This is a genomic window from Polaromonas sp. CG_23.6 (assembly GCF_029892315.1).
Lineage (GTDB): Bacteria > Pseudomonadota > Gammaproteobacteria > Burkholderiales > Burkholderiaceae_C > Polaromonas.
The window spans coordinates 2,296,545-2,320,907 of the sequence record NZ_JARXUY010000001.1; the positions used below are offsets into that span (position 1 = coordinate 2,296,545).

The 24,363-nt window shown below is 52.6% G+C and carries 23 protein-coding genes; 17 read left to right on the forward strand and 6 right to left on the reverse strand.

The genetic code is table 11. The features are described from left to right. The first annotated feature begins 18 nt into the window (after positions 1–18). Together H4V98_RS10850 and H4V98_RS10855 are read left to right on the forward strand one after the other, a co-directional pair. Complete coding sequence (locus tag H4V98_RS10850) at positions 19–768, forward strand: polysaccharide deacetylase family protein (protein ID WP_196863235.1); 750 nt, start codon at positions 19–21, stop codon at positions 766–768. Then, positions 765–1,979, forward strand: a complete 1,215-nt coding sequence (locus H4V98_RS10855) for a glycosyltransferase family 4 protein (protein ID WP_280757500.1) — start codon at positions 765–767, stop codon at positions 1,977–1,979. The genes H4V98_RS10850 and H4V98_RS10855 overlap by 4 nt, the downstream gene beginning before the upstream one ends. Positions 1,980–2,270: 291 nt before the next feature. Here H4V98_RS10855 and ahpF read toward each other — a convergent pair whose 3' ends face one another. The 3 genes from ahpF to H4V98_RS10870 form a co-directional block, all read right to left on the reverse strand. After that, the gene (gene ahpF, locus H4V98_RS10860) at positions 2,271–3,869 is read right to left on the reverse strand and encodes an alkyl hydroperoxide reductase subunit F (protein ID WP_196863233.1); all 1,599 of its coding nucleotides are present in this window, start codon (positions 3,867–3,869) and stop codon (positions 2,271–2,273) included. A gap of 83 nt (positions 3,870–3,952) precedes the next feature. Further along, the gene (gene ahpC / locus H4V98_RS10865) at positions 3,953–4,525 is read right to left on the reverse strand and encodes an alkyl hydroperoxide reductase subunit C (RefSeq protein WP_196863232.1); all 573 of its coding nucleotides are present in this window, start codon (positions 4,523–4,525) and stop codon (positions 3,953–3,955) included. A 263-nt stretch (positions 4,526–4,788) separates the two neighbouring features. After that, positions 4,789–5,610, reverse strand: a complete 822-nt coding sequence (locus H4V98_RS10870) for a pyruvate, water dikinase regulatory protein (protein ID WP_196863231.1) — start codon at positions 5,608–5,610, stop codon at positions 4,789–4,791. 177 nt (positions 5,611–5,787) lie between these two features. On the opposite strand from H4V98_RS10870, the gene ppsA reads away from it, so the two are divergent. From ppsA to dnaB, 10 genes are all read left to right on the forward strand, one after another. Continuing rightward, positions 5,788–8,187, forward strand: a complete 2,400-nt coding sequence (ppsA, locus tag H4V98_RS10875; protein WP_196863230.1) for a phosphoenolpyruvate synthase — start codon at positions 5,788–5,790, stop codon at positions 8,185–8,187. A gap of 110 nt (positions 8,188–8,297) precedes the next feature. Then, positions 8,298–8,594, forward strand: coding sequence for a hypothetical protein (locus H4V98_RS10880; protein ID WP_196863229.1), 297 nt, complete (start codon positions 8,298–8,300; stop codon positions 8,592–8,594). Then, positions 8,585–9,214: a tetratricopeptide repeat protein gene (locus H4V98_RS10885; protein ID WP_196863228.1), complete on the forward strand. Its 630-nt coding sequence runs from the start codon at positions 8,585–8,587 to the stop codon at positions 9,212–9,214. Before H4V98_RS10880 ends, H4V98_RS10885 begins: the two co-directional genes overlap by 10 nt. Continuing rightward, a complete protein-coding gene (locus tag H4V98_RS10890; protein WP_196863227.1) occupies positions 9,211–9,474 on the forward strand; it encodes a DUF4212 domain-containing protein in 264 nt (87 codons plus the stop codon). The genes H4V98_RS10885 and H4V98_RS10890 overlap by 4 nt, the downstream gene beginning before the upstream one ends. A 2-nt stretch (positions 9,475–9,476) precedes the next feature. Next, positions 9,477–11,657 (forward strand): sodium:solute symporter family protein, encoded by a 2,181-nt coding sequence (locus H4V98_RS10895; protein WP_196863226.1) that lies wholly within the window; start codon positions 9,477–9,479, stop codon positions 11,655–11,657. 79 nt (positions 11,658–11,736) lie between these two features. Continuing rightward, complete coding sequence (gene rpsF / locus H4V98_RS10900; protein ID WP_196863225.1) at positions 11,737–12,102, forward strand: 30S ribosomal protein S6; 366 nt, start codon at positions 11,737–11,739, stop codon at positions 12,100–12,102. Positions 12,103–12,148: 46 nt separating this feature from the next. Further along, positions 12,149–12,466 (forward strand): primosomal replication protein N, encoded by a 318-nt coding sequence (gene priB, locus H4V98_RS10905; RefSeq protein ID WP_196863224.1) that lies wholly within the window; start codon positions 12,149–12,151, stop codon positions 12,464–12,466. 10 nt (positions 12,467–12,476) lie between these two features. Further along, positions 12,477–12,761, forward strand: coding sequence for a 30S ribosomal protein S18 (rpsR, locus tag H4V98_RS10910; RefSeq protein WP_011801778.1), 285 nt, complete (start codon positions 12,477–12,479; stop codon positions 12,759–12,761). Between the two features lie 12 nt (positions 12,762–12,773). Beyond that, positions 12,774–13,226, forward strand: a complete 453-nt coding sequence (rplI, locus tag H4V98_RS10915; RefSeq protein WP_196863223.1) for a 50S ribosomal protein L9 — start codon at positions 12,774–12,776, stop codon at positions 13,224–13,226. A 198-nt stretch (positions 13,227–13,424) separates the two neighbouring features. After that, positions 13,425–14,834 (forward strand): replicative DNA helicase, encoded by a 1,410-nt coding sequence (gene dnaB, locus H4V98_RS10920; RefSeq protein ID WP_196863222.1) that lies wholly within the window; start codon positions 13,425–13,427, stop codon positions 14,832–14,834. Positions 14,835–14,967: 133 nt separating this feature from the next. Here dnaB and H4V98_RS10925 read toward each other — a convergent pair whose 3' ends face one another. Both H4V98_RS10925 and H4V98_RS10930 read right to left on the reverse strand, forming a co-directional pair. Continuing rightward, positions 14,968–15,345, reverse strand: coding sequence for an RNA-binding protein (locus H4V98_RS10925; protein WP_231374699.1), 378 nt, complete (start codon positions 15,343–15,345; stop codon positions 14,968–14,970). Positions 15,346–15,522: 177 nt separating this feature from the next. Next, positions 15,523–17,043, reverse strand: a complete 1,521-nt coding sequence (locus tag H4V98_RS10930) for a M14 family metallopeptidase (RefSeq protein ID WP_280757501.1) — start codon at positions 17,041–17,043, stop codon at positions 15,523–15,525. 193 nt (positions 17,044–17,236) lie between these two features. Here H4V98_RS10930 and H4V98_RS10935 point away from each other — a divergent pair, with 193 nt between their 5' ends. From H4V98_RS10935 to H4V98_RS10955, 5 genes are all read left to right on the forward strand, one after another. Beyond that, the gene (locus H4V98_RS10935) at positions 17,237–17,368 is read left to right on the forward strand and encodes a hypothetical protein (RefSeq protein WP_255532164.1); all 132 of its coding nucleotides are present in this window, start codon (positions 17,237–17,239) and stop codon (positions 17,366–17,368) included. Between the two features lie 137 nt (positions 17,369–17,505). Further along, positions 17,506–18,519 (forward strand): tRNA dihydrouridine(20/20a) synthase DusA, encoded by a 1,014-nt coding sequence (gene dusA, locus H4V98_RS10940; protein ID WP_196863221.1) that lies wholly within the window; start codon positions 17,506–17,508, stop codon positions 18,517–18,519. A gap of 213 nt (positions 18,520–18,732) precedes the next feature. Beyond that, positions 18,733–20,655: a PrkA family serine protein kinase gene (locus tag H4V98_RS10945; protein WP_196863220.1), complete on the forward strand. Its 1,923-nt coding sequence runs from the start codon at positions 18,733–18,735 to the stop codon at positions 20,653–20,655. 57 nt (positions 20,656–20,712) lie between these two features. Beyond that, positions 20,713–21,984 (forward strand): YeaH/YhbH family protein, encoded by a 1,272-nt coding sequence (locus H4V98_RS10950; RefSeq protein ID WP_196863219.1) that lies wholly within the window; start codon positions 20,713–20,715, stop codon positions 21,982–21,984. Next, complete coding sequence (locus H4V98_RS10955) at positions 21,981–23,576, forward strand: SpoVR family protein (protein ID WP_231374698.1); 1,596 nt, start codon at positions 21,981–21,983, stop codon at positions 23,574–23,576. The genes H4V98_RS10950 and H4V98_RS10955 overlap by 4 nt, the downstream gene beginning before the upstream one ends. 3 nt (positions 23,577–23,579) lie before the next feature. On the opposite strand, the gene H4V98_RS10960 is transcribed toward H4V98_RS10955, so the two are convergent. Then, on the reverse strand, positions 23,580–24,215 hold the full coding sequence (locus tag H4V98_RS10960) for a GntR family transcriptional regulator (RefSeq protein WP_196863218.1): 636 nt from the start codon (positions 24,213–24,215) through the stop codon (positions 23,580–23,582). Positions 24,216–24,363 lie beyond the last annotated feature (148 nt).

Consider the following 24,363-nt stretch of genomic DNA (forward strand, 5'->3'; position numbering starts at 1 on the left):
TATTCAAACGGTCCGAGCATGTCCAACAGATTTACCGCAAACACCCAGCCTATCCCGATTCTGGTTTACCACCAGATTGCTGCCGCACCGGCGAAGGGCAGCCCCTTTCGAAGTCTGTACGTGGCGCCACAAGCCTTTGCCAGGCAAATGGCTTGGCTTGAACGGCTTGGCTATCAAGGATTGTCCATGACTGCTTTGGAACCCTATTTGAATGGTCATAAAAAAGGCAAGGTGGCAGGAATAACGTTCGATGATGGCTACTTGAATAACCTGTCGAATGCCTTGCCCTCATTGACGAAGCATGGTTTTTCTTCGACTTGTTATGCCCTCAGCGGACTGCTTGGCAAGACCAATGTCTGGGATTTAGAAACGGGTATTGCACAGACTGCATTGATGAATGAAGCTCAATTGCGTCAATGGGTTTTTGCTGGGCAGGAAGTAGGATCGCATACCCGGCAGCACATTGATCTAACGGCTAACGACCAAAACAAATGTCGTCTTGAAATTGCCTTGGGAAAAACCGAGCTCGAATCGGTAGTGAAAACTCCGGTGCAGCACTTTTGCTATCCGTATGGTCGCTACCAACCAGAACATATTGGGATGGTTGATACCCTTGGGTTTGTGACTGCCACCACCACGCAGCGCAGCCGTTGTCATCCCGAAATGGACATGCTGCAATTGCCCCGGGTACCTATCTTGCGTTCAACGTCGCTGCCTGTGTTCTGGCTCAAGATTGCAACTGCTTATGAAGACCGCCGAAAAAAATGAGTTCGCTCACGCCAAATTCTGCTGAAAGTTTTGTTGGTGAAAAAAAACGGCTGCGAATTGCCGTTTTCAACCGGACATTTTCTACAACTGGTGGTGGCGCAGAGCGCTACTCAATTGCGCTGGTTGAGCAACTGGCTTCCCGTCATGACATTCATGTATTTGCTCAGGAAATAGCCCATAACTGGCCTGGCGTCGCTTATCACCGGGTTTCAATGCCAATGCGCAAACCCCGATGGGTTAATCAGTTGTGGTTTGCCACCTGCACATGGTGGTCAACTCGAAGTGGTTTCGATGTCGTTCACTCCCATGAAAATACATGGCATGGTGACGTTCAAACTGTGCATGTGTTACCTGTGAAATACACGCTTTTTCGCGAGCTTTGGGGCTGGCGGAAAGTTTTTCGGTGGATCAAGGTAGTGGCCAGTCCACGTTTACTGGCTTACCTAGCACTAGAGCATTTGCGGTTCAAGTTTCGTCCCAACAGAAAAATAGTGGTCACTTCTGAAAGTCTTTGGAAGATTGTGGACGCTACCTATCCTGATTGCGAAGGGATGATTTCTGTCGTTACACCTGGAATTTCGCCGCCCCTTTTGCCACTAACGCAGCTAAGGAAAAAAAGGGCAAGGTCGCTATTAGGTTTGCCCAAGGATAAATATTGCGTATTGTTTGTCGCCAATGACTACCGCAAAAAAGGACTAAAAACCTTGCTAGCGGCACTCAGTAAATGCCCAACTGGATTTATTTTGGCTGTTGTTGGAAATCTGACTGAAATGCCTGCTTTCAACGAGCAGGTGAAAGTTCTAAATTTAGCATCCAGGGTCTTTTTTTTGGGTTCATTGAAAAATGTTGCTCCTGCTTATGAATCTGCCGATTGCCTTGCGCATCCAACACTTGAGGACACTTTTGCCATGGTCGTGCTTGAAGCCATGTCATACGGACTGCCGGTAGTGGTAAGCAGTGCTGAATACTGTGGTGTCGCCGGTCTTCTTCAGGATGGTGAAAATGCGCTGATCCTTGACGATCCGTTGGACCCATTCAAGCTACAGCGCGCTTTAGAGCAATTGCAGAACCAACCACTGTTGAGTGAAAAGTTGAGCAAGGGAGCGACAGCATTTGCAAGTTGCTACCAGTGGAGTCGGCTTGCACTGAAGCAGGAAGAGTTATATATGGATGTATACGAAGCTACAAATGCTGTCAAAAACCAACAGTAAATCAAACACAAATTCAGCCTCGCGACAATAAGCTTCAGCTAAGTCCAAACAACATAATTTGGGGCTTTTGTTTTGTGATCTGGATCTGATATATGTCAGCAGTCATCCACTGTTTGAAAAACCTGCTTTATGGGAATATTGAAGCTTGTGTCTCTGACCAAGATTCGCATCCGGATTTAATTTGGGTGCCGACATGCGCGTTAGCGTGTAGCCCAAACATGAATTTCAATTTCAAGATATGACATACCGATGTGTACCAGGCAACGCGCAACCTGATACACATGGTTAACTTCAGTCTGCCAAAACTGGCTCCAATTCAACCACTGGCACCGATGTGCGAATCAGATGGTCAAAAGCGCTTAATGCTGCCTTGGCACCATCACCGGCCGCAATAATAATCTGCTTGAAAGGTACGGTTGTTGCATCACCCGCTGCAAAAACTCCCGGCAACGATGTCTGTCCCCTTGCATCGACCACAATTTCGCCATGCTTAGACAGCTCAACCGTTCCTTTGAGCCAGTCAGTGTTGGGAATCAGGCCGATCTGGATAAAAACACCTTCAAGTTCAACCTTGCGTAACTCGCCGCTTGAACGATCTTTGTACACCAAACCGTTCACTTTCTGACTGTCACCAGTAATTTCAGTCGTTTGAGCATGCGTGAATACGCTCACGTTCTTCAGGCTGTGCAACTTGCGCTGCAAGACGGCATCAGCGCGCAGTGCACTGTCGAATTCAATCAACGTCACATGTCCAACAATACCTGCCAGGTCGATGGCCGCTTCAACGCCTGAATTGCCACCTCCGATGACCGCGACGCGTTTTCCCTTGAACAGGGGGCCATCGCAGTGCGGGCAATAAGCGACACCCTTGTTCTTGTATTCATGCTCACCTGGCACGTTGATGTTGCGCCAGCGTGCGCCTGTCGAAATGATGACTGATCTGGCTTGAAGGGAAGCACCGCTGTCGAGCTGAATCTCGATCATGTCCTTGCCCGGACCGGCGTTGGGAATCAGCGACTTGGCGCGCTGCATATTCATGATGTCGACATCGTAATCACGTACATGCTGTTCAAGCGCGACTGCAAACTGCGGGCCTTCGGTATGTTGCAGTGAAATGAAGTTTTCGATGCCCAGTGTGTCAAGCACTTGTCCACCGAAGCGTTCTGATGCGACGCCGGTTCGAATTCCTTTGCGCGCAGCATATACCGCAGCAGCTGCACCGGCAGGACCACCACCAACGATCAGTACATCAAACGGCGCCTTGGCAGCGATTTTCCTGGCTTCGCGCTCAACTCCACTGGTGTCGATCTTGGCCAGTATTTCTTCCAGGCTCATGCGCCCTTGGCTGAATTCAGTGCCATTGAGAAACACGGTCGGCACCGCCATGATCTGGCGTTCCTTGACTTCATCCTGGAACAATGCGCCGTCGATCATGGTGTTAGTGATGCGCGGATTCTGAACAGCCATCAAGTTAAGGGCCTGCACCACGTCAGGGCAACTGTGGCAGGTCAATGAGACATAAATTTCGAATTTGAAGTCTCCATCAAGGGCGCGAATTTGTTCAAGAATATCCGCTTCCACCTTAGGCGGATAACCGCCAATTTGCAACAGGGCGAGGATCAGCGAGGTGAATTCATGGCCCATCGGCAGGCCGGCAAAGCGAGGGCCGTGGTTTTCGCCTGGACGGTTGATGGAAAATGACGGTTTGCGGTGGTTGTCGTCGCGACTTTCGCTGACCTTGACCAGCGGGGAGACGTCGGCAATATCTTTTAGCAGCGACTGCAACTCTCCCGACGCTTTGCTTTCGTCAAGCGAGGCTACGATTTCAATTGGCTGCGTAGCGCGTTCGAGGTAGCTGTTCAATTGTGCTTTTGTGCTGGCGTCGAGCATGGAAGTCCCACTTTAAGAATTACGTAGAGAAATAAAAAAGCCCGGGTGCATTCGCGCCCGGGCTGTAGCGCTCACAGGTTTACTTAGATCTTGCCGACCAGGTCAAACGAAGGCTTCAACGTTTCGGCGCCTTCGTTCCACTTCGCGGGGCAAACTTCACCAGGATGAGCGGCGATGTACTGGGCTGCCTTGAGGCGGCGCAACAATTCCTTGGCGTCGCGGCCAATGCCGTCTGGGTGCACTTCAATGGTCTGGATCTTGCCTTCCGGGTTGACAATGAACGTACCGCGAAGGCACAGACCGGCGGCGTCGCCATCTTCTATCAAAACGTCAAAGCCTTTAGCCAAAACATGTGCCGGGTCGCCCACCAAAGCGTACTGGACTTTGCTCATTTCAGGCGAGCTGTCGTGCCATGCTTTATGCGTGAAGTGGGTGTCGGTTGAGACACCGTAGATGTCGACACCCATTTTTTGGAATTCAGCATAGTTATCAGCCAGGTCTCCCAATTCGGTAGGGCATACAAAAGTGAAGGCTGCTGGGAAGAAAACAAATACTGACCATTTGCCTTTGATCTTCTCGTTGCTTACCGGTACAAACTTTCCATTTTGGTAGGCAGTGGCATTGAATGGGACGACTTCGGTATTGATCAGGGACATGAATTTTTACTTTCGGGTTGGTTAGAAATCTAACTGAAGCCATAGTTTAAGACTTATAAGTACATAAATAAAATAGGTTTTATCTATACATTGAATTGAGGATGGCTATTTCGTCGTTGAGGCTTCAGGAATGGTGAAATTTTTATTCAAAGCAAAACTAAATTTTCAGCATAAACAGGCTTTTGCGCAATAGGGTCATATGTGAGCTGCTATTTAAATCATAGCGAACTGCTGTACATGAAAAAAACCTGCAATTTACACAATCAATACTCAAGCCGTTCCGGTTTGATTTCCTGAAGAATCGTGGTGGCAATTTCTTCGATGGACTTGGTCGTAGTGGACAGCCAGCGAATGCCTTCGCGACGCATCATGGCCTCGGCTTCATGAATTTCGTGCCGGCAGTTGGCCAGGCTGGAATAGGTTGAATTAGGCCGACGTTCATTGCGTATCTGACTCAAGCGTTCAGGATTGATCGTCAGCCCAAAGATTTTTTTGCGATGAGGCACCAGCGCCGGTGGCAACTGCCGACGATCAAAGTCTTCCGGAATCAATGGGTAATTTGACGCTTTCAAACCGTATTGCATGGCCAGGTATAACGTCGTCGGGGTTTTTCCGCTGCGGCTTACACCGACCAGGATCACGTCAGAGCCCGCAAGGTCCCGATGGCTTTGGCCATCGTCGTGCGCCAGCGAAAAATTAATTGCCTCGATACGGTCGTCATAGGCCTTGCTCTTGGAGGCATCTGAAAAACGGCCAACCCGATGGTTTGACTTGATGCCCAGTTCGCTTTCCAGAGGCGCGACAAACATGCCAAACATGTCCAGCAGCATGCCGTTGCATTGCGCCTTGATGACCGCCAGGATATTCATGTTTACCAGCGTTGTGAAAACAATGGGCCGCTTGCCTTCCAGGTCGCCAGTGTGGTTGATATGCCGGATCGCCTGATGGGCTTTGTCAACGGTGTCGATGAAGGGCAGGCGAACATGGCGAGGATTGATCTCGAACTGGGCCAGGATGGCGTTGCCAAAGGTTTCCGCCGTGATGCCGGTGCCGTCAGAGATGAAAAACACGGTGCGATTTGACATGATGCTCGATTCAGGCAGATGAAAAACGAGGGAAGGGGGTTGGATGACAGCCCCCTACAATCGGGTCAATTATCCAGTTTATGGTTCAGTGCGCCAGCCAAGCCCTCAAAAAGAACAATCAGGTTTAAGGCTGCACTGCACTGATATCGCCGATTTTTAACCTCCCGGAGTATTTCCATGTCTAACCTGTTTGACGCAAACGCCTTGGTTGTGCCGTTTGAAAACCTGAGGATGACCGATGTCGATTCGGTCGGCGGCAAAAATGCCAGCCTGGGCGAAATGATTTCGCAACTGCCCACCGGTCCGCAGGGTGTGCAGGTGCCGACTGGCTTTGCCACCACGGCGCACGCGTTTCGCGAGTTTCTGGCCCATGCCGGACTTGATGGAAAAATCAATGCCGTCCTTGACGCGCTTGATACCGAAGATGTGCGGGCGCTAGCCCAAGCCGGTGCGCAGATTCGTCAAATGGTAGAGGCACAACCTTTTCCCCCTGAATTCGAGCAGGCTGTACGAAGCAGCTTTGCCAGCCTGAGCGCGAGCAATTCGCAGGCCAGTTTTGCTGTACGTTCATCAGCCACGGCAGAAGATCTGCCCGATGCGTCCTTTGCCGGCCAGCAGGAAACCTTTTTGAATGTTGTCGGCATTGAGGATGTGCTGCACAAGATGAAAGAGGTGTTTGCTTCCCTCTACAACGACCGCGCCATCAGCTACCGTGTCCACCAGGGCTTTGCCCATTCCGACGTGGCCCTTTCTGCCGGCGTGCAGCGCATGGTGCGAAGTGACCTGGGCGCTGCCGGGGTGATGTTCACCATCGACACCGAAAGCGGATTCGAGGATGTGGTGTTCATCACTTCCAGTTACGGCCTGGGAGAAACAGTAGTGCAGGGCGCTGTGAATCCGGACGAGTTTTATGTTCACAAGCCGATGCTCAATGCTGGCAACCGTGCGGTCATACGCCGAAACCTGGGCTCCAAGCTCCTGCAGATGGAGTTCACCACAGCAGAAGAAAAAAAATCCAATGGCAAGCTGGTCAAGACCACTGATGTGCCGATTGAGCTGCGTAATCGCTTTTCATTAACCGACGCGGATGTCGAGCAACTGGCGCGCTATGCGGTGATCATTGAAAACCACTATGGCCGCCCGATGGACATTGAATGGGGTAAAGATGGAACGGACGGTGAGTTGTATATCTTGCAGGCGCGTCCAGAAACCGTGAAGAGCCAGGCCAAGGGCAAGGCTGAGCAGCGCTACAAGCTAAAGGGAACCGGCACCGTGCTGGCCGAAGGCCGCGCGATTGGCCAGAAAATAGGCACCGGCCCGGTTCGCATCGTGTACGACATCAAGGACATGGACCAGGTTCGTCCAGGCGATGTGCTGGTTACCGATATGACTGACCCCAACTGGGAGCCGGTAATGAAGCGAGCCAGTGCCATTGTTACCAACCGCGGTGGGCGTACCTGCCACGCGGCGATCATTGCGCGTGAACTTGGCATCCCGGCTGTGGTGGGTTGCGGTGATGCCACCGGGCAACTCAAGGACGGCATGCTGGTGACGGTGAGCTGCGCTGAAGGCGACACCGGCACGATCTACGACGGCTTGCTGGAAACCGAAATCACGGAAGTCGAGCGAGGCGAGATGCCGCCAATTGACATCAAGATCATGATGAATGTGGGCAACCCGCAACTGGCTTTTGACTTCTGCCAGATTCCAAATCAGGGCGTGGGTCTGGCGCGGCTGGAGTTTGTGATCAACAACAACATCGGCGTGCATCCCAAGGCAATTCTGGACTATCCAAATGTTGACCCAGACCTGAAAAAAGCAGTGGAAAGCGTAGCGCGCGGCCATGCGTCGCCGCGTGCGTTTTATGTTGACAAGGTGGCTGAAGGTATTGCCACCATTGGCGCGGCGTTCTGGCCCAAGCCGGTCATTGTTCGCCTGTCGGACTTCAAGTCCAACGAATACCGCAAGCTGATTGGCGGCTCGCGCTACGAGCCTGAAGAAGAAAATCCAATGCTGGGATTTCGCGGCGCCGCACGCTACATCAGCACTGATTTCCGCGAAGCCTTTGCCATGGAATGCGAAGCCCTCAGGCGGGTTCGCAATGATATGGGGCTGACGAATGTCGAGGTCATGGTGCCGTTTGTCCGTACCTTGGGACAGGCCAAGGCCGTTACTGATTTGCTGGCTGAACACGGCCTCAAGCGCGGCGAAAAAGGCCTGCGAATCATCATGATGTGCGAAGTGCCGAGCAATGCGGTGCTGGCCGAGCAATTTCTTGAGTTTTTTGACGGCTTTTCCATAGGCTCGAACGACCTGACGCAACTTACGCTGGGTCTGGACCGCGATTCGGGTCTGGAGATTCTGGCCAAGGACTTTGACGAGCGCGATCCAGCCGTCAAGGCTTTGCTCAGCATGGCTATTTCAGCGTGCAAGCGTCAGGGGAAATATGTGGGTATTTGCGGGCAGGGCCCCAGCGATCATGCGGACTTTGCCCAATGGCTCAAGGAACAGGGAATTGGTTCTATTTCGTTGAATCCTGATACCGTGATCGAGACTTGGAAACGTCTGGCTGATTGATCTGACCAACCTGCCGCACAAGGAATTTTCTTGACTGATCCGGGCTGTCAGTCATTTGCATTTCACTATTTGATAATCGAAGTGCATTTTTGTTTCTTGTGCCGACCAACATGTTGATTGTGGTCACAGCCTTCAAACTTGTTGCGGAAATTGCGCTTCTTTCGCTGTGTGGACAATGGCTTCTGGGATTTCTGACGGGTGCCAGACGCAATGGCAATCCCTTTTATGCTTTTCTCCAATTGCTGGGACACCCTTGGGTTAGAGCAGCTCGCTGGCTTTCACCCAAAATAGTGCTGGATCGCCATCTGCCGCTGGTTGCTTTTTTCCTCATGCTGCTCATTTGGACCGCAGCCAGCATGGCCAAGATTGGCATCTGCCTCCAGACGGGTGTGAATTTATGCAAGTAAAACCAGCACTGAATCAGCATCTTGTGTACCTTTTTTTAAAAATGCAGGCGCTGGTACTGCTGGCACTCGGCAATCACACAAAGGCACTGTCGCGATTCGACAGAATTCTTGAACTCTGGCCCGCAGACTGTCATGCGCTTGCCAGCTGCGCCCATGTGCTGGCATATCTCAATCGGTTTGATGAGTCAGTTTTGATTCTGCAACAGCTCACGCGTATCGTGGCATCGAAGGAGGAATTGGGAACTGTCTGGTTCAATTTGGCTTATGTGCTTCAGCAGACAGACCGTCATGAAGAGGCCTGTACTGCATTTGAGAATGCTATCGGACAATGTCCTAGCATGGACCAGGCCTGGTATGGCCTTGGACTGGTCCTGATCCGGCAGGACAAGCTGCATGATGCCAGGAATGCACTGAAGCAAGTCACGAGCCTGCAGCCTATGGCTCCCCATGGTTGGTATCGGCTGGCGCATGTTGATTTGGCATTGGGGGCTCCAGAGAAAGCCCTTCAGGTTCTTGATCACCTGCGCCGGTTTGAACCGAAGGTGGGTGCGCAACTCGAACGCGAAATTGAACAGCATGGTTGCTTGGCCAAATCGTCAGAAAAATGGACTGGGGCATGACAACACCTGGTGAATTGCATCGTCGCTACTGGCGGAAAACCCTTTTGGTCACGTCTGTATTGTTGATCGTCTGGTTCATCACTACCTTTGGAGTTGTTTATTTTGCGCGGTTTCTGACCTTTAACTTCTTCGGCTGGCCGTTCAGCTTTTGGATGGGCGCGCAAGGATCCTTGATGATTTATTGCTTATTGGTCGGTTTTTATGCTTGGTACATGAATAAGCTGGATGCCGAGCATGGCCTTGATCACAAGGACGACTAAACATGGCTGGGTTGTCAGGTCATCGTGAAGCATCTTCGCGTTCGAAAAAGAGCTTTAAATCCCAGCTGGACCGTATTTATTTATGGTTCACCCTCGGCGTGGTCATTTACGTATTACTGCTGGGGGGACTTGAACAGCTGGGCATGCCGCACGTTTGGATTGGCCTGACGTTCTTGTTGTCAACCATTGCCACATATGCAGGCATCGGCATATTGACCCGAACCACCGATGCCAACGAATATTACGTGGCCGGCCGGCGCGTTCCGGCCATCTACAACGGTATGGCGATAGGCGCCGACTGGATGTCGGCGGCTTCCTTCCTGGGGCTGGCGGGTACCCTTTACCTGACGGGTTACAGCGGGCTGGCGTTCCTCATGGGATGGACGGGCGGCTATTGCCTGGTGGCATTGGTACTGGCTCCCTACCTGAGAAAGTTTGGGCAGTTCACGATTCCGGATTTTCTCGGTGAGCGTTATGGTGGCCATCTGCCAAGGTTTATAGGACTGGCTGCTGCCATACTTTGCTCGTTCACTTATCTGGTTGCACAGATCTACGGTGTGGGTCTGATCACCTCCTATTTGACCGGCATCGCTTTTGAACTGGGCATCTTTTTGGGGGTTGGCGGCTTACTGGTCTGCTCATTTTTGGGGGGAATGCGCGCGGTGACGTGGACGCAGGTGGCGCAATACATAATTTTACTGATTGCCTACCTGATTCCGGTGGTCTGGCTGTCGGTCAAACAGACGGGTATTCCGGTTCCCCAGGCGATTTATGGCTACCAACTTGAGAAAGTGACTGCCAAGGAAAAAGAGTTGACGTTTGACCCCAAGGAACTGGAGGTTCGCGCCATATTCAGCCAACGTGCAAAAGCGCTGGATGAAAAAATGAAGAACCCTGCGCGGGCCATGGCTGCCGACAAACTCGCCGCCACCCAAAAGGTAGCTGCGCTCAAGGCCGGTAATGCATCGGTAGCTGAAATTTCTGCGGCGGGCAAGGCCTTGGCAGCCCTGCCAAAAGATGAGGAAACGGCGCTTCGTGAATGGTCTGTTTCTAAGGCCGCAAACGAAATCAAAAGCCAGCCTCTGAACGGCATGCCTGCCCACGCAGCGCAGTTCCTGGGCAATCCTGAGGGAACGCCGCAAGAACAAGCGATATATGACCTGTCAAGACGCAATTTCCTGGCCCTGGTTTTTTGCCTGATGGTCGGAACATCGGCCTTGCCGCACATTCTGATGCGTTACTACACGGTCCCCAGTGTTCGGGAAGCGCGGCAATCGGTAACCTGGTCCCTGTTCTTCGTTTTTCTTTTGTACTGCACTGCACCTGCACTGGCTGTACTGGTGAAGTACGAAATTTTTACTGTGCTGGTTGGCACCCCTTTTGACCAGTTGCCAGCATGGGTTCATGAGTGGAACAAGGTCGATCCGGCGTTGCTGTCCGTGGTCGATGTGAACATGGACAATCTCTTGCAGCTTAATGAAATGACAATCGGCGGCGACATCGTGGTGTTGCTCACGCCCGAGCTGGCGGGATTGCCCTATGTTATTTCAGCCCTGGTTGCCGCAGGCGGACTGGCCGCTGCGTTGTCTACCGCGGATGGACTGCTGCTCGTCATTGCCAACGCCTTGGGCCATGACCTTTATTACAAGATGATTGATCCGAATGCCTCGACTGTCAGCCGTGTTACCTTGTCAAAAATACTCCTGCTTGTGATGGCCCTGCTCGCTGCCTATGTGGCAGCCCAAAAGCCTGCCGACATTCTTTTTCTGGTGTCTGCAGCTTTTTCGTTTGCTGCCGCTTCTTTTTTTCCGGCACTGAGCATTGGCATTTTCTGGAAACGCGCAACTGGTCCAGCAGCCACGATGGGAATGATGGCGGGTCTGGGCGTCACAACCTATTACATGGTGATCAATCAACCATGGTTACGCGATACCTTTGGAATCGTTTCTCCGGTTCAGCTCTGGTGGGGAATCGACCCTATTTCGGCCGGACTTTTTGGCGTGCCGGTTGGTTTTGCCGTGATCATTCTGGTCAGCCTTATTACAAAACCACCCACTCAGGATATCCAGGCATTTGTTGACTACATTCGGTACCCAGATTTGAAAGTTCATCAACGGTCTTTTGCTGAATCAGTAGACCGAGAAGACAAGACATCAAAAAAGCAAATACCCGACGGGCTATAATCATGGGCTTCGCCTTGCTGCACCCAAAAACCATTCAGGTTCGACGCTGGGGCAGCTTAAATTAACCAAAAGGAGAGTTATGCGTCATTACGAGATCGTCTTGCTGATCCATCCGGATCAAAGTGAGCAAGTCCCAGCCATGCTGGAGCGTTACAAGGGCATGATTACCGCCGGCGGCGGCACTGTGCACCGCGTTGAAGATTGGGGTCGCCGCCAGTTGGTGTACCTGATCCAGAAATTGGCCAAAGCCCATTACCTCTGCATCAACATCGAAGCCAGCCAGGCCGTGATGGAAGAAATTGAACATGCGTTCAAATTCAACGACGCCGTGTTGCGCCACCTGACCGTGGTGAAGAAGAAGGCCGAAACCGGACCTTCCCTCATGATGCGTAATGTCGAGAGGGAAGAAGCCCGTAAAACCCAACAGCAGGAATTTGCGGGTTAACCGCTCATGCCGTTGAACGCCTAGGTGACGTGGAACATTAATCGTAGTGAACCAGGTTGATTTGAATGCATGTATCGCCGAGCTAAGTCCTCTGCGATACACGCCCTCTGGAATTTCCGCCATTAATTTCATTCTTGAACATGAGTCTGAAGTTCTTGAGGCAGGAGTAAACAGGAAAGTCAAGTTGACAATAAGGGCCGTTGCTTTTGGAACGCTGGCTGAGCAAGCCGTCAAGCTTCCTCTAGCCAAGTCCTTCAGGTTTACCGGATTTCTGATCAATGCGCGTACCAGTAAAGGCGTTGTTTTTCATATTCAAGCTCTTCACCCGATCCCTCAGGCAGAGCAAGTACTGAACCCTATTTAAGGAGTCCATCATGGCCGGACCAAAACGTTTTAACAAAGACAAGCGCCCCAAGCGCAATACTCAATCGCTGTTGTTCAAGCGCAAGCGCTTTTGCCGCTTCACAGCTGCAGGCGTTGAAGAAATCGATTACAAAGATATCGACACTCTGCGCGATTTCGTTTCTGAAAATGGAAAAATTATTCCCGCACGCCTGACCGGCACTCGCGCTATTTTTCAGCGCCAGATCAACACCGCTGTCAAGCGCGCTCGCTTCTTGGCGATGCTGCCTTACAGCGATCAGCACCGCAGCCTGTAAGGAGATACGACCATGCAAATTATTCTGCTCGACAAAGTCGTGAACCTTGGAAATCTGGGTGACGTCGTCAAAGTTAAAGACGGCTATGCACGCAATTTCCTGATCCCTTTCGGCCGCGCCCGCCGCGCTACCGCAGCGGCTATCAAGGAATTCGAAGTCAAGCGTGCCGAGCTTGAAAAAGCTGCTGCAGCCAAACTGGCTGAAATGCAGGCTCAAGGTGAAAAGCTCGGTGGTACCACCGTCAAGCTGACGCAAAAAGCAGGTGTTGACGGCCGCTTGTTCGGCTCTGTTACCAATGCTGACATCGCCCAAGAGGTGACTAAGCAAGGGTTTGTGGTTTCCAAATCGCAGATTCGCTTGCCAAATGGCGCGATAAAGACAGTCGGCGACCACTTGGTCAACGTCGCCTTGCACACTGACGTGGTGGTCGACATCACCGTGACGGTTTACGGCGAAACTGCCTAATCAGGTTGTCTGATCCCTTTTAAAAAGCCGCTCTTCGGAGCGGCTTTTTTCTTGGAGTAAACAGGTAATCGATAGGCTGTGAAACGAGAGTGCAAACGGCTTTCGACCACATTTTCACCTGATTTTCCAAATTCACAAACGTTCGTCTCGTGCGTTTCAAGGCTTAAGGCTTAACATTCAGCCTTCCCAAGGAATCCCATGTCTGCCGTACTTTCTCCTTTTTCTGATTCAGCTTACAGCGCTGACCGCCAGATTGCCCAACTCAGAATTCCACCGCACTCTATTGAAGGCGAATCCAGTGTTTTGGGCGGTCTGTTGCTCGACAACAGCGCATGGGACCGTGTTGGCGATCTTCTTGCAGATCAGGATTTTTACCGTCATGAACACCAGCTTATTTATGGTGCCATTGGTTGGCTCATCAATGCGTCCAAGCCGGCTGACATCATCACTGTCTTCGAACGTCTGCAGAGTCTGGGCAAAAATGACGAAATAGGCGGACTGAGCTACCTCAACGCACTGGCCCAGTATGTTCCCAGTGCCAGCAACATCAGGCGTTATGCCGAAATTGTGCGGGAACGTTCTATCTTGCGCAAACTGGTGGCCGCATCGGACGAGATCGCGACCAATGCCTTCAATCCGCAAGGCAAGTCCGTCACGGTAATTCTTGATGAGGCCGAGCAAAAAATCCTGAACATTGGCGAGCAAGGCGGCCGGTCACAGCAGGGCTTTCAGAGTATGGATACGCTGGTGGTGGACCTGCTGGACCGCGTCACCGAGATGTCTGAGAATCCCAACGATGTCACCGGCGTGCCCACCGGTTTTGTTGACCTGGACCGTATGACATCGGGATTCCAGGCGGGTGACCTGATCATTCTGGCTGCACGTCCCTCCATGGGAAAAACTGCACTCGCCATCAATATCGCCGAGCATGTCGCATTGCATGAAGGACTGCCGGTTGCTGTTTTCTCCATGGAAATGGGGGCCTCTCAATTGGCAGTGCGTATCGTCGGCTCGATTGGCCGCATAGATCAGACGCATTTGCGTACCGGCGCCTTGACCGATGAGGAATGGCCGCGACTGACGGAAGCCATAGAAAAGCTGAGAACTATTTCGCTCCATATTGACGAGACTGCAGGCTTAACGGTCAGTGAACTGCGTGCCAATGCAAGACGCTTGGCGCGCCAGTGCGGCAAACTCGGTTTGATCGTCGTCGATTATCTTCAACTGATGAGCGTATCAAGCGGCATGGCGGATGAAAACCGGGCAACTGCCGTGGGAGAAATTTCACGCGGTCTGAAAATGCTGGCCAAAGAGCTTCAATGCCCTGTGATCGCGCTGTCGCAGTTAAGCCGTGGGGTTGAGTCGCGTACCGACAAACGACCGATGATGAGCGACCTGCGTGAATCCGGAGCCATCGAGCAAGATGCCGACATCATCATGTTCATTTATCGCGATGAGTACTACACAAAAGAGGCTTGCAAGGAACCGGGTGTGGCTGAGGTCATCATCAGCAAGCAACGTAACGGACCCACAGGAACCGTCAAACTGGCCTTTATCAACCGGATCACGAAATTTGAAAGCTTGGCCCACAGTTCGGGTGATTTTTGATAAAAATCGATCTTGGCGCATACTGGATAAGCAGAGTTTGCTATATATTTAATAGCTAAAAATAAAGGCTTTTCAAGGTGTAGAGCAATGTTTATTATTAATTTGAATAACGCTCAAAGCCGCCATTGGAAGCTTATTCAAGGTCTTCCATGGCCAGCATGTGGTATTTTTGGGCATATGAAAAAGGGAATTCCCTCACCACTGTCATCAGTCGTTTCGCATCGTCATCTGAGGGTGCCTTGACCATCAAGGCATGATGCCCCTCACGCGCCAGGTTAATGTATTTATTGACGGTTGCACCTTCGGTTCCGACAGAGGGCAGTTCGACAGAGGATTCGCCGTCGATCCTGCCGATTTCCCGCAATATTACCGAAGGAGTAAGAAACATGACGTCTTGTTCGTTGAATCCAGCCTGCTCGATTTTCTGGGCTGCCTGTTGAGCGTTTTCAGCGTCTGGAAACACGACAAATGCGTATCCCGTAGGGTAAAAAACCCCTTGGATTGTCGTCATTTTGGAAGTTATAAAAAATGGTTGCACAGCACTTTCTCCTTGGTTGAGTTGCCATTACGCCACACTCTAAAAATTTTTTCTGTAGGTCAGTTTACAAGGTCACGGAGAGAAAATTCCCTGCATCCATAGCATCTACCGATATAAAACGTGCTGAAAGAACTTCAAACCGCCGTGACGTCAAGGCAACTCCTCGGACTTTAACGAGGGTTCGGACATGACACGTGCAATGCCTGCGAGATTATTCACCAGCCGATTTGTAAAGAAGCTGCTTTGTGTGTCGGGTTCCAACGCTGCGATGGCCAGGTTGGCTAAAGGCTGATTTAAGGGGATGTAATAGCTTCCCACAGGTGCATCGATTACTCCCCTTACCAGCAAAACCTCGATTTTCGGTGCGGGCCGGCCATTCGTTATTGCGCCTTCTTGCTTGTCAATTCCTGCGCGCTTTGTTTCGCGGTAAATGTCGCCCAGCATGGCACTGGGTTCAAGCACTTCAAGTACCTTCACCCCATGCAGTCGCAAACGTTCAACGGCCACTTTGGAAGATCCTGCAATCCAGTAACCGCATGGCCGAACCCTCGACTTGAGGGTTCTCAGCGCCAGTGCTGATTCCCAGTCTACCGTTACGCTCTTGTCGACGCCGGTGATGGGATCAAGCATTTGCAGATCGTACTGTGCTGGCGTGTTCGCGACCTCGATTGCCGCCTGGCCTTTGCAGGCCATGCCAGCGACTTCCTTGTCGAGGTAAGGACGCAACTGGCTCAGGTCTTTGGCTCTCTGCGCTGTGCTGCCCAGGATGCTAGTGATGGCGGTGACATGGGTATGCACCCGCCGTTGGAGATGCAGTCGTCCCAGGCCTGCTCCGCGCGAGTAGATTGCTACGCTGATTGCATTTTTCAAACCTTCCACATTGCGGATCGTGACAGGTTCAGGGCCACCCATGGACACTGTCCGGTCTGCCGTGTCCGCTGAAGTGCTGTAGTACCAATCGGTGCTCAAGCCTTGACCTTTAAGCGCTGCAAGCAATGGGCGCCGAAACCATTCTTCATCCGCCTTTGTTAAAAACTCTGGCAAATTGGCCGTGCTGGAGTATTGCAGGAGAACATCTGACTTCTGAACTGCACCAAACTTTTGCTGGTAAATGTCCGACACCTGATACTCCCCGACATCCACGACAACAGTTGCTTGGTAATCGCGGCTCAGCCGGGCCAGCGCTTGGGTTTCCGGTGTGCTGAGCAGCAAATGATCACGCGCCATGTCCTGGCCGCCGGCACCCAAGGCTTCACCCCGGGTCGCGCCATCAAGGTTGATACGCGGAACAATCACAACATTGATGCGTTCAAGCAGCGGTTGCAGCAGGCCTTGCGCGAGTTCCCGGGCGATGACCAGCAGGGCTTCGCTGCCTGCGGGTTCATCGCCATGCTGCTGGCCGATCAACAGCACCGTAGGGCGCCCTGTGGCCAAAAGACTGGCAGGGTCAGTGCCTGTTCCCCTGGTCAAAACCAGCGCTTCCAACGGTTGACCTTGCTGCGAAGATCCCATTGGCAATAGCGCTGCCTTGACCCCGACCGACCGGGACAAGGCGGTTGCCTGATCGTTCAGCCAGTTGTGGATTTCAGCCTGCGTCGTGAAATTTGTATGACCTGTTTGAAGCCCCGGGGTGCTATAGACGATGGTGGGTGATGTGAATCGGGCAGCCACTGCCGGCCCATAAGGGGGTGGCGCTTCGATGGGCAAAGACGGAATGACCGAAGGTAGAGTCACTGGAGTCGTTTGCACGACAACCCCTGGTTCCACCAAAATCGTTACGGGCCCTGTGTTTGCAGGAGCAGACGGGCGCGGTGTTCCGGGGACCCACGGCGGCAACTGTACGGAGGTGCAGGCAGTCAGAAAAATGAGCGAAGCGGTCATGATCAAACTTGCAGGGAGATGGCAGGGAGATGCGCCGCGACTGACAGCAGGTGAGAAAGAGAAATGCATGGTGATCATCCTTGTGACGGCGGTTTTGACCATGGGTCAGGCGTGATTCGCAGAATTTTCAAAGCAACGATGTTAACTTGCAGCGCTTTTACAACACGGTTTGCATGCTCTGTGGCAGAAAGATTGATAAAAACGGGGAAGCCTTTAGTGATGGTCTTTGCAGCTTTCAGGGAAAATGGAGCAATGTCAATTCCTGTTTCTATCGATCCTTCGATTCATGTCACTTCTCCTTGGCGAATGAGCGTTGCGCCCATGATGGATTGGACTGATCGGCATTGCCGCTATTTTCATCGTTTGCTCTCACGACACGCGCTGCTCTATACCGAAATGGTGACGACTGGTGCGCTGATTCATGGCGATGCGGGCAGACATTTGCGCTTTGATGCCGAGGAGCATCCGGTTGCGTTGCAACTCGGTGGCAGCGAGCCGAAAGACTTGGCGCATTGCGCCAGACTGGGTGAAGCGTGGGGTTACCGCGAAATCAATCTCAATTGCGGCTGTCCAAGCGAACGGGTGCAGCGGGGCGCGTTCGGCGCTTCCCTGATGGGTGATCCGACTCTGGTTGCTGATTGCGTCAAGGCTATGGTCGATGTTGTGGATGTTCCTGTCACCGTGAAACACCGAATTGGAATCGACAGAGACGAATCCTATGGGTTCGTGCGCGATTTTGTCGGCACTGTCAGCAAAGCAGGCTGCAACACATTCATTGTTCATGCCCGTAATGCCTGGTTGAAAGGCTTGAGCCCCAAGGAAAATCGCGAAGTGCCACCGCTGCGCTACGAAATGGTTCACCGCCTGAAAAAAGAGTTTCCAAATCTCACGATTTGCATCAATGGCGGTGTTAACACCCGTGAAGAGGTGAGTGCGCAATTGCTTGAAGTTGACGGCGTGATGATTGGCCGTGAGGCCTATCACAATCCCTGGTGGCTGACATCATGGGATGAAGATTTTTTTGGTTCCGGCGGTCGGATCAAAACCCGTGAGGAGGTAGAAGCATTGATGTGCGACTACATGCTGCGTGAAGCCACTGCAAATGGGACTGCCTTCAGTGCCATTGCCCGCCACATGCTGGGTTTACGCCATGGTTTGCCGGGCTCACGCCGTTGGCGTCAGGTGTGGAGCGACCATAAACTCAAAGCGCTTGAGCCACACGATGTTATGGCCTTGGCCCACCATGACGCGCTGACGGCTGCCTGACTCTCAAAGGTAGTCACACGAGCGATTACTTTAAAGACTTTGACGGGCTCATGCATGAGCTAATTGATGACGCGCAAACTTCTTTGAAAAAATTAATCTGCTTGTTAATAACCTTGAATACAAATTTCAGATGGGGAAAATTGTAGAGTCAGGTTGTTCAGGTCTCCGGTTCTAGTCACTGCGTCATCAAGTTCAGCATGCAAGGGAGGTTCTATGGATGTCGTCCGTAATTTTCTAACGCGCTACGAGCAAACACGGGAAGAAGAGCTATCCCTTGAGGAATACCTCGATCTTTGCAAAAGCAATCCGCTGGTTTATGCCACAGCGGCCGAGCGAATGCTTTCTGCCATTGGGGAGCCCGAGGTGTTCGACACGCACCGCGATCAGCGTCTTTCGCGTATTTTTGGCAACAAGGTCATCAAGATCTATCCGGCCTTCCGTGATTTTTACGGCTTGGAAGATCCGATCGAGCAGGTGGTGTCATATTTCCGCCATGCGGCACAAGGGCTGGAAGAAAAGAAGCAGATTCTTTACCTGCTGGGTCCGGTGGGCGGTGGAAAGTCCTCAATTGCCGAACGGCTCAAACAACTGATGGAACAAGTGCCCTTGTACGCGCTGAAAAATTCACCGGTCAACGAGTCGCCATTAGGCCTGTTCAACAACGCCGAGGACATTCCCCTGCTTGAAAGCCAGTACGGCATCGCGCCGCGTTATTTGCAGCGTGTCATGTCGCCATGGGCGGTCAAGCGCCTTGAGGAGTATGGCGGCGACATACGTAAATTTCGCGTTGTCAAGCGTTTCCCTTCGATCCTCAAGCAGTGTGCCATCGCCAAGACCGAACCGGGCGATGAGAACAATCAGGACATCTCGACACTGGTGGGCAAGATCGACATCCGCAAGCTGGAATTGTTCGCCCAGGATGACCCGGACGCCTACAGCTATTCAGGCGGCTTGTGCCTGGCCAACCAAGGACTACTGGAGTTTGTCGAGATGTTCAAGGCGCCCATCAAGGTTCTCCATCCCTTGCTCACGGCGACCCAGGAGGCCAACTTCAAGGGAACCGAGGGTTTCGGGGCAATTCCATTTGACGGCATCGTGATGGCCCATTCGAACGAAAGCGAATGGAAAGCCTTCCGGAACAACAAGAACAACGAAGCTTTTCTGGATCGCATTTACATCGTCAAGGTGCCATATTGCCTGCGTGCCTCGGAGGAAATCCGCATTTATGAAAAGCTGATCCGCAATTCATCGTTGTCAGGCGCCATTTGCGCGCCAGGAACGCTGAAGATGATGGCGCAATTTGCCGTGCTGACGCGTCTGAAGGACCCTGAAAATTCCAGCATTTTCAGCAAGCTGCTGGTGTATGACGGAGAGAACCTGAAAGACACTGATCCAAAGGCCAAGAGTTATCAGGAGTACCGCGACTATGCCGGCGTTGACGAAGGAATGACGGGTATATCGACACGCTTTGCCTTCAAGATTCTGTCCAAAGTGTTCAATTTTGATTCCAGTGAAATCGCCGCCAATCCGGTCCATCTCATGTACGTTCTGGAGCAGCAGATCGAGCGCGAGCAATTTACGCCTGAGGTCGAGCAGCGCTACCTGGCATTCATCAAGGAATACTTGGCGGTACGTTATGCCGAATTTATCGGCAAGGAAATCCAGACGGCTTACCTGGAGTCGTATTCGGAATATGGGCAAAATATTTTTGACCGCTATGTGACCTATGCGGATTTCTGGATTCAGGATCAGGAGTTCAGAGACTCCGACACCGGCGAGATTTTTGACAGGGCATCGCTCAATGCGGAACTCGAAAAAATCGAAAAGCCCGCAGGCATTAGCAATCCGAAAGATTTCCGCAACGAAATTGTCAATTTCGTGCTGCGAAGCCGCGCCAGCAATGCCGGCAAGAATCCGAACTGGACCAGTTATGAAAAACTGCGCGCGGTGATCGAGAAGAAGATGTTTTCCAACACGGAGGACTTGTTGCCCGTGATCTCATTCAACGCCAAGGCAAGCGCTGAGGAAAAGCAAAAGCATGAAAACTTCCTGAACCGGATGATGGACAAGGGCTACAGCGCCCGCCAGGTTCGCCTGCTTTGCGAGTGGTATCTCCGGGTTCGCAAGAGTTCCTGACAACCTGCGCGTTTCGCTGCAGACTGATTGGCTGTCCATTCACAACCGGAGAAATCCATGCTCCAGCAGGTTATCGACAGACGCTTGTCGGGCAAGAACAAATCCATAGGCAACCGGGAACGTTTCCTGCGTCGCTACAGAAGTCAGATCCGCGAAGCGGTGCGGCAGGCGGTGTCGGGCCGCAGCATTCATGACATCGAGCAAGGCGAAAACATTACCCTGCCGCGGCGCGATGTCTCCGAGCCTGTGTTTGGGCATGGTGCAGGGGGAAGTCAGGAGCGTGTATATCCCGGGAATCGGGAGTATGTGCGTGGCGACCAGATCGGACGTCCACCGGGTGGGGGCGGTGCGGGAAACGGTTCAGGTGCAGGCCAGGATGGAAGCAGCCAGGACGATTTTGAATTCCGTATCACCCGCGAAGAGTTCATGCAGTACTTTTTTGACGACCTGGCCCTGCCGCGGCTGCTGCGTACCCAGTTGTTGCCCGATGTGCCTGAATGGAAATCCCACCGGGCCGGCTTTGTTTCAGAAGGCACGCCGACCAACCTGCATGTGGTGCGCTCTATGCGCAAGGCACTGAGCCGCCGGATTGCCATGGGTGGCGATGTGCGGCGCCAGTTGGATCGGCTGGAACTGGCGTTGGAAGTGCTGTTGCTGGACTCACGTTCTCCCGCCGGCGAAATACTCGCGTTGAAAGGTGAAATTGACACATTGAAGCTTCGTCTTCAGCAAATTCCATTTCTGGACCCGTTTGACCTGCGGTATCGCAACCGTGTCAGCACCCCGCTACCGGCGTCGCGCGCTGTCATGTTCTGTTTGATGGATGTGTCTGGCTCAATGAATGAAACGCGAAAGGACATGGCCAAGCGGTTTTTCATCTTGCTGTATCTGTTCTTGAGGCGCCATTACGACAAGACGGACGTTGTGTTCATCCGCCACCACACACAGGCAGCAGAGGTGTCTGAGGATGAATTCTTTCACTCGACCGAAAGCGGGGGCACGGTGGCGTCCAGCGCCTTGACGCTGATGCACCAGATCATCCAGCAACGCTATTCCCCCAGTGAATGGAGTATTTACGGTGCCCAGGCATCTGACGGCGACAACTGGCTTCAGGATTCATCCAAATGCCGCGCACTGCTTGTGGAAAAGCTGTTGCCGGTTTCGCGTTACTTTGCCTATCTGCAAGTGGCGGAGGAAAGCCAGACCCTGTGGGAAGAATACGCCCTGGTGTGCAAAAGCCAGCCGCATTTCGCCATGCAAAAAGTCACCGATGCCTCTGGCATCTACCCGGTGTTTCGAGAACTGTTCAAGAAAGGAAGTGCTGCATGAGCGCAACCCCGCCTTCTACCGGTGCTGCGAAAGTTCATGGCGAACCTGCAGCGCCATTCCAGCGCCTAGCAGAGCGGCATGACATACTGCCAAGTCCGTCGGACTGGACGTTTGAGCTGATCGAAACCTACCATGGCGAAATCGAGCGCATGGCCAGGCGCTTCAGGCTGGACACTTACCCTGTGCAACTGGAGGTGATCACTGCCAACCAGATGATCGACACCTATGCGTCTGTGGGCATGCCTGTGAACTACCGGCACTGGTCGTTTGGCAAGCAATACATCGCCAGCGAGAAAAGCTACCGCCGCGGGCACATGGGACTGGCCTATGAGGTCGTCATCAATTCCAACCCCTGCATTGCCTACCTGATGGAGGAAAACACGCTGCCGATGCAGGCCCTGGTCATGGCCCATGCCTGCTATGGGCACAATTCCTTTTTCAAGGGCAACTACCTTTTCAGAATGTGGACCGATGCGACTTCCATCATCGATTACCTGGTGTATGCCAAGGCTTATATCGCCGAGTGCGAGGAAAAGCACGGGCTTGACGATGTCGAAGAACTGCTCGACAGCTGCCATGCCCTGATGAGCTACGGCGTGGACCGCTACCAGCGGTCACAAAAACTCTCGCTGGCAGAGGAAGAGTCGCGGCGCAATGAACGCGAATACTACCTGCAGCAGCAGGTCAATGACTTGTGGCGCACCTTGCCCAGGGCGGCTGAAAAGCAGGTTGAAAAAGCCACTTCGCGCTTTCCCGCCGATCCCCAGGAAAACCTGCTGTATTTCATTGAGAAAAATGCGCCTCTGCTGGAGCCCTGGCAGCGAGAAATCGTTCGTATTGTGCGAAAAATTGCCCAATATTTTTATCCGCAGCGGCAAACCCAAGTCATGAACGAAGGTTGGGCAACTTTTTGGCATTACACGCTGCTCAACGCAATGTATGACGAGGGCCTGCTGAGCGACGGATTCATGATCGAGAGCCTCCGCTCGCACACCAACGTCATTTTCCAGCCACCGCTGACGCATCCCGGCTTTCAAGGAATCAATCCTTACGCGCTGGGCTTTGCCATGTTCACCGACATTCGCCGCATCTGCGAGCACCCGACCGACGAGGACCGCCATTGGTTCCCTGACATGGCAGGTACAGACTGGCACGAGGCACTTGACCATGCCATGCGTAATTTTCGGGATGAGAGTTTTGTCGGGCAGTACCTTTCGCCACGCCTGATCCGCGAGTTTCGCCTGTTCTCCATCCTTGATGACTCCAAGGAACTGGCACTCAAAGTGTCGGCCATTCATGATGACAGCGGCTACCGGCATGTGCGCGAGGCGCTGGCCCGTCAGTACGACTTAAGCCATCAAGAACCCAACATCCAGGTCTGGAATGTGGATGTGCGTGGTGACCGTTCGCTGACCCTGCGGCATACCCAGCACAACAGCCGGCCGCTGAATGAAGAAGTCAAAGAAGTCCTCAAGCATGTCGGGCGCTTGTGGGGCTTCATGGTGCGGCTGGAAAGTGTTGATGCAAAGGGCAAGACCATCAAGCAATGGGAAGTGACGCCGCTGCCCCCGCGCAACGGCAGCACGGGCTGAATTTCAGGCTGCGGCGTTCAACCCGCTTTTGAAATGCGCGCGCATGCGTTGCGCGGTTTCAGCAGCATCACGCGCCACCAGCGCCGCCATGATGGCGCGATGTTCGAGCAGCGATTCCTCGATACGGCCGCTTTTCAAGAGTGAATTGTGCCGGTTCAGTTTCATTACCTTGCGCAGGTCGGCCACCATCTGGTCGCGCCAGCGGTTATTGGCAATTTCCAGAAGCCGCATGTGAAAAGTTTCATTGATTTCAAAAAACCGTTCCCGGTTTTTGACTGCTTTTTCCAGTTCGTTGTGCAAAACTTGAAGTTCCCTGATCTGCACATCGGTGGCCTTGGTCGCCACCACTTCGGCGGCGTCGCTTTCCAGCAAGGCCAGCAGGTGGTAGACATCGACAAGGTCGCTGTCCGAAACTTCGGTGACATAGGCTCCGCGTCGCACCTTCATGGTCACCAGACCTTCGGTGGCCAGCACTTTCAAAGCTTCGCGCAAGGGCGTGCGGCTGATGCCGTATTCTTCGGCAAGCTTGAGTTCGTCAATCCAGCTACCGGGGGCGAGTTCTCGTTCAAAAATGCGCTGACGCAAAAGCTCGGCAACTTCTACGTAAAGCGCTCGGGGAGAAAGAGAGGTTTCGGCCATAAGGATCCGTAGTCTAAGGCAAAGTTCGTTGAAGTATTTTGAATCAATAATTATAAATAATGTAAAATTCCGCCATTGTTATCTGCTTGCCTTGGGGCTTTCCTGTTGAAACATGGGAGCTTCGCAGGCTCAACCAAGAATGCCGACC

Coding starts and splice junctions, on each gene's coding strand:
- H4V98_RS10870 (WP_196863231.1), bottom strand. CDS start 5,610: ATGTCAAATCGCACCGTGTTTTTCATCTCTGACGGCACCGGCATCACG.
- H4V98_RS10895 (WP_196863226.1), top strand. CDS start 9,477: ATGGCTGGGTTGTCAGGTCATCGTGAAGCATCTTCGCGTTCGAAAAAG.
- dnaB (WP_196863222.1), top strand. CDS start 13,425: ATGTCTGCCGTACTTTCTCCTTTTTCTGATTCAGCTTACAGCGCTGAC.
- ahpF (WP_196863233.1), bottom strand. CDS start 3,869: ATGCTCGACGCCAGCACAAAAGCACAATTGAACAGCTACCTCGAACGC.
- ahpC (WP_196863232.1), bottom strand. CDS start 4,525: ATGTCCCTGATCAATACCGAAGTCGTCCCATTCAATGCCACTGCCTAC.
- H4V98_RS10850 (WP_196863235.1), top strand. CDS start 19: ATGTCCAACAGATTTACCGCAAACACCCAGCCTATCCCGATTCTGGTT.
- H4V98_RS10885 (WP_196863228.1), top strand. CDS start 8,585: ATGCAAGTAAAACCAGCACTGAATCAGCATCTTGTGTACCTTTTTTTA.
- dusA (WP_196863221.1), top strand. CDS start 17,506: ATGTCAATTCCTGTTTCTATCGATCCTTCGATTCATGTCACTTCTCCT.
- H4V98_RS10955 (WP_231374698.1), top strand. CDS start 21,981: ATGAGCGCAACCCCGCCTTCTACCGGTGCTGCGAAAGTTCATGGCGAA.
- rpsF (WP_196863225.1), top strand. CDS start 11,737: ATGCGTCATTACGAGATCGTCTTGCTGATCCATCCGGATCAAAGTGAG.
- H4V98_RS10960 (WP_196863218.1), bottom strand. CDS start 24,215: ATGGCCGAAACCTCTCTTTCTCCCCGAGCGCTTTACGTAGAAGTTGCC.
- H4V98_RS10880 (WP_196863229.1), top strand. CDS start 8,298: ATGTTGATTGTGGTCACAGCCTTCAAACTTGTTGCGGAAATTGCGCTT.
- rplI (WP_196863223.1), top strand. CDS start 12,774: ATGCAAATTATTCTGCTCGACAAAGTCGTGAACCTTGGAAATCTGGGT.
- H4V98_RS10950 (WP_196863219.1), top strand. CDS start 20,713: ATGCTCCAGCAGGTTATCGACAGACGCTTGTCGGGCAAGAACAAATCC.
- H4V98_RS10855 (WP_280757500.1), top strand. CDS start 765: ATGAGTTCGCTCACGCCAAATTCTGCTGAAAGTTTTGTTGGTGAAAAA.
- H4V98_RS10945 (WP_196863220.1), top strand. CDS start 18,733: ATGGATGTCGTCCGTAATTTTCTAACGCGCTACGAGCAAACACGGGAA.
- rpsR (WP_011801778.1), top strand. CDS start 12,477: ATGGCCGGACCAAAACGTTTTAACAAAGACAAGCGCCCCAAGCGCAAT.
- ppsA (WP_196863230.1), top strand. CDS start 5,788: ATGTCTAACCTGTTTGACGCAAACGCCTTGGTTGTGCCGTTTGAAAAC.
- H4V98_RS10935 (WP_255532164.1), top strand. CDS start 17,237: ATGAGCGAAGCGGTCATGATCAAACTTGCAGGGAGATGGCAGGGAGAT.
- H4V98_RS10890 (WP_196863227.1), top strand. CDS start 9,211: ATGACAACACCTGGTGAATTGCATCGTCGCTACTGGCGGAAAACCCTT.
- H4V98_RS10925 (WP_231374699.1), bottom strand. CDS start 15,345: ATGACGACAATCCAAGGGGTTTTTTACCCTACGGGATACGCATTTGTC.